Source organism: Brevundimonas sp. (assembly GCF_044239655.1).
Taxonomy (GTDB): domain Bacteria; phylum Pseudomonadota; class Alphaproteobacteria; order Caulobacterales; family Caulobacteraceae; genus Brevundimonas.
In genome coordinates this window covers 1-3,345 of sequence record NZ_JBIIAY010000196.1, presented here as the reverse complement: position 1 = coordinate 3,345, position 3,345 = coordinate 1, and the positions used below count along the sequence as shown (strand labels likewise).

Here is a 3,345-nt window from a genome sequence, read left to right as displayed (position 1 = left end):
ACGAGGATGGTCGCGGTCTGGCCGATGATGGCCAGCCAGCGCAGGATGATCAGGGTCCGAAGCGTCAGGCCGCGCCCGCGCCGGGGCAGGTCGCGCCAGCCCGTGATCGGATGGTCGGCCGAGGCCGGCGTCGGGACGGTCGCCGGTTGCGACGATGAAGCGGTTTCTATGCGGGTCACGGGCGTTCTATAGACCCGTCGCGCCGCCCTGTCGGCGTTCCTGTTTCGAAAGAACCGAAGATGCCGCGTCGTTCCATCCTGCTTTTCGCCGCCGCCTGTATCGTCATCGCCGCCTCGCTGGCGATCGTGACCGTGGTCGTGGTGACGGGACGCGAGCGGGCGAGCGCGGAGGCGGAAGGCGTCTCGACCGGCGCGGCCAAGGTCGGCGGACCGTTCCAGCTGGTCGATCAGGAGGGGCGGTCGGTGGATCAGACCCTGCTGAACGGCAAATGGAGCCTGGTCTTCTTCGGCTTCACCTACTGCCCCGACTTCTGCCCCACGACCCTGAACGGCCTGGCCGCGACCAAGGCGCAGATGGGCGAGGCGGGCAAGGATCTGCAGATCGTCTTCGTCAGCGTCGATCCTGCACGCGACACGCCGCAGCAGATGAAGGACTATCTGGCGTCGGACGGCTTTCCCGAAGGGGTCATCGGCCTGACGGGGACGGACGCCCAAATCGCCGCCGCCGCCCGCGAGTACCGCGCCTTCTATGAGAAGGTCGGATCCGGCGACACCTATACGATGAACCATTCCCTGACGGTCTATCTGATGGGACCGGACGGCAAATACCGGTCGGCCCTGTCCCACGACCTGGGGCCCGAAAAATCGGCCCAGCTGATCGAACGGGTCATGAAGCGGGGATAGGATGCTGGATCACGGGTGAGGATTAAATCCTTTCCTAGTGAGATTTGTTGTATGGTGCGCTGCACAACGGCAGCGGCCGACCACGGATGACCATGCTCTACGCCCTTCACGAACTGGCCTACACCTCGGCGCAACCGTTCCGGCTCGGGGCCCAGCTGGCGCGGGACTTCTGGAAATCCCCGCTGAATCCGGCCGGCGACACGGCCATCGGCCGCACGGCCTATGCCTCGGCCGAACTGTTCGAGAGCGTGACCCGCCGATACGGCAAGCCGGCCTGGGGCCTGGAGGTCGTCAATATCGACGGCAAGCCGGTCCGCACCGTCGAACAGGTCGTCTGGTCCAGCCCCTGGGTGCGGATGGTCCGGTTCGCCCGCAACGTCGGCGACCTGAAACGCGCCAAGAAACCGGTCGCGGCGCCCAGCGTCCTGATCGTGGCGCCCCTGTCGGGCCACTATGCGACCCTGTTGCGCGGCACGGTCGAGACCTTCCTTCAGGACCACGACGTCTATGTCGCCGACTGGGTCAACGCCCGTCAGGTGCCGATGCTCGAGGGCCGGTTCGACTTCCACGACTATATCGACCACGTCCGCCAGATGCTGGCCCAGATCGGCCCGCGCGCCCACGTCGTCGCCGTCTGTCAGCCGGGACCGCCCGTCCTGGCCGCCGCCGCCGTGATGGCCGAGGAGAACGATCCGAACCGGCCGGCCTCCATGACCTTCATGGGCTCCCCGATCGACGCCCGCCTGTCGCCGACCGTCACGAACCAGCTGGCCGAGGAAAAACCCTTCGCCTGGTTCAAGTCGAACATGATCCACACCGTGCCCTGGCCCTATCCGGGCGTGGGTCGCCGGGTCTATCCGGGCTTCGTCCAGCTCTACAGCTTCATGTCGATGAACGAGGCGCGCCACACCGACGCTCACTGGACCTATTTCAAGGACCTGGTGAAGGGCGACGGCGACGGCGTCGAAAAGCACGAGCAGTTCTACGACGAATATCTGGCGGTGCTGGACCTGACCGAGGAATTCTATCTCCAGACCATCGACATCGTCTTCCAAGACTACACCCTGGCCAAGGGCGAACTGGAGCATGACGGCAAGCGCGTCGACCTGTCGAAGATCTCCGACATCGGCCTGATGACCGTCGAAGGCGAGAACGACGACATCTCCGGCGTCGGTCAGACCCAGGCCGCCCACGTCCTGACGCCGAACATTCCCCTCGAACGCCGCGTCCTCTATGTGCAGCCGGACGTGGGCCACTACGGCGTCTTCAACGGCCGTCGATTCCGCGAAGAAATCTATCCGCGCACCCGGGACTTCATCGCCGCCAATGAAAAGCTCTGCGCCGTACCGAGCCGGTCAGCGACTGCCGCTTAACGCCGGAACCCCGGCGGGGGAGGACGACCAGAGGCTGGTTCTGAGGTTATCGGTCAATCCACGGGCTCGGCGGATTTCGATACGGATCGATGCGAAGTCGGGCGAGGTGGTCGCGGTCGCGCCGTCGGAACGGCGGCTGCCGGACGCGGTGGCTTTCGCGCGGTCAAAGGCCGACTGGATCGCCGAACGGCTGGAGGCGCGGGTCGAGGGCCTGCCGCTGGAGCCCGGCGCGACGATCACCCTGCATGGCCGCGAGACCCGGCTGGAGGCCACCGGCACGACAGGGGCGGCGCGTCTGTCGGTCGACGCGGAGGGGGCGGTGATCCGCTCGGGCGGCGACGGCGAGGCCTTCGGACGCCGCGTCGAGAACCTGCTCAAGCGCGAGGCGCGTCAGGCGCTCACGGCCCGCACCGACCATCATCTGCGGACCCTGGGCCAGAAGCCGGTCAGGGTCTCCATCGTCGACACCCGCTCGCGCTGGGGCTCGTGCAGCCCGCACAACCGGTCGATCCGCTATTCGTGGCGGGTGGTCCTGGCGCCGCCAGCGGTGCTCGACTATCTGGCCGCCCACGAGGTCGCCCACCTGGTCCACGCCGACCACTCGCCCGCCTACTGGTCGGTGGTCCACCGGCTTGTCGGCGACCACCGCCCGTTCCGCGCCTGGCTCAGGGCCAACGGCCAGGCCCTGCATGCCGTGGGACGGTGAGCTGATCACTCCTCGATCGTGTCGAGGTCGCGGCCTTTCGTTTCGGGCAGGAAGATCAGGGCGACGACGGCGGCGACGGCGGTAAAGGCGACCGAGTACCAGAGGCCGAAATAGATGTTCCCCGACCAGGCCACCAGGGCGAAGCTGGCGGCGGGGAGCAGGCCTCCGACCCAGCCGGTGCCGATGTTGTAGGGCAGGCTCATGGCCGTGTAGCGCACCCGCGTCGGGAACAGTTCGACAAGCGCCGCCGCCTGGGGGCCATAGACGGCGGTGGCGGCGACCATGAAGACCATCAGGATGGCGAAGACGGCGATCAGGTTGATCTGATCGGGATCGGCCTTCTCGGGATAGCCGGCCTCCGTCAGGGCGGTCTTGACCCGGCCCTCGACGGCGGTGCGGGCGG

The 3,345-nt window shown here is 67.1% G+C and carries 4 protein-coding genes; 3 read left to right on the top strand and 1 reads right to left on the bottom strand.

What is annotated here, in order from left to right; translation table 11 throughout:
* The first annotated feature begins 239 nt into the window (after positions 1-239).
* From ACILQR_RS16160 to ACILQR_RS16150, 3 genes are all read left to right on the top strand, one after another.
* Positions 240-863 carry an SCO family protein gene (locus ACILQR_RS16160; RefSeq protein ID WP_395652390.1) on the top strand — a complete coding sequence of 208 codons (624 nt, stop codon included), beginning with the start codon at positions 240-242 and terminating at the stop codon, positions 861-863.
* A gap of 92 nt (positions 864-955) precedes the next feature.
* Complete coding sequence (locus ACILQR_RS16155; protein WP_395652389.1) at positions 956-2,236, top strand: polyhydroxyalkanoate depolymerase; 1,281 nt, start codon at positions 956-958, stop codon at positions 2,234-2,236.
* Positions 2,190-2,942, top strand: coding sequence for a M48 family metallopeptidase (locus tag ACILQR_RS16150; RefSeq protein WP_395652388.1), 753 nt, complete (start codon positions 2,190-2,192; stop codon positions 2,940-2,942). The genes ACILQR_RS16155 and ACILQR_RS16150 overlap by 47 nt, the downstream gene beginning before the upstream one ends.
* 5 nt (positions 2,943-2,947) lie before the next feature.
* Here the strand turns inward: ACILQR_RS16150 and ACILQR_RS16145 are convergent.
* Positions 2,948-3,345: MFS transporter (locus ACILQR_RS16145; RefSeq protein ID WP_395652387.1), on the bottom strand; the 398-nt coding region annotated here is incomplete at its 5' end.

Excerpts from the sequence above, each read along its gene's own strand:
- ACILQR_RS16155 (WP_395652389.1), top strand. The coding sequence starts at position 956 with ATGCTCTACGCCCTTCACGAACTGGCCTACACCTCGGCGCAACCGTTC.
- ACILQR_RS16160 (WP_395652390.1), top strand. The coding sequence starts at position 240 with ATGCCGCGTCGTTCCATCCTGCTTTTCGCCGCCGCCTGTATCGTCATC.
- ACILQR_RS16150 (WP_395652388.1), top strand. The coding sequence starts at position 2,190 with ATGAAAAGCTCTGCGCCGTACCGAGCCGGTCAGCGACTGCCGCTTAAC.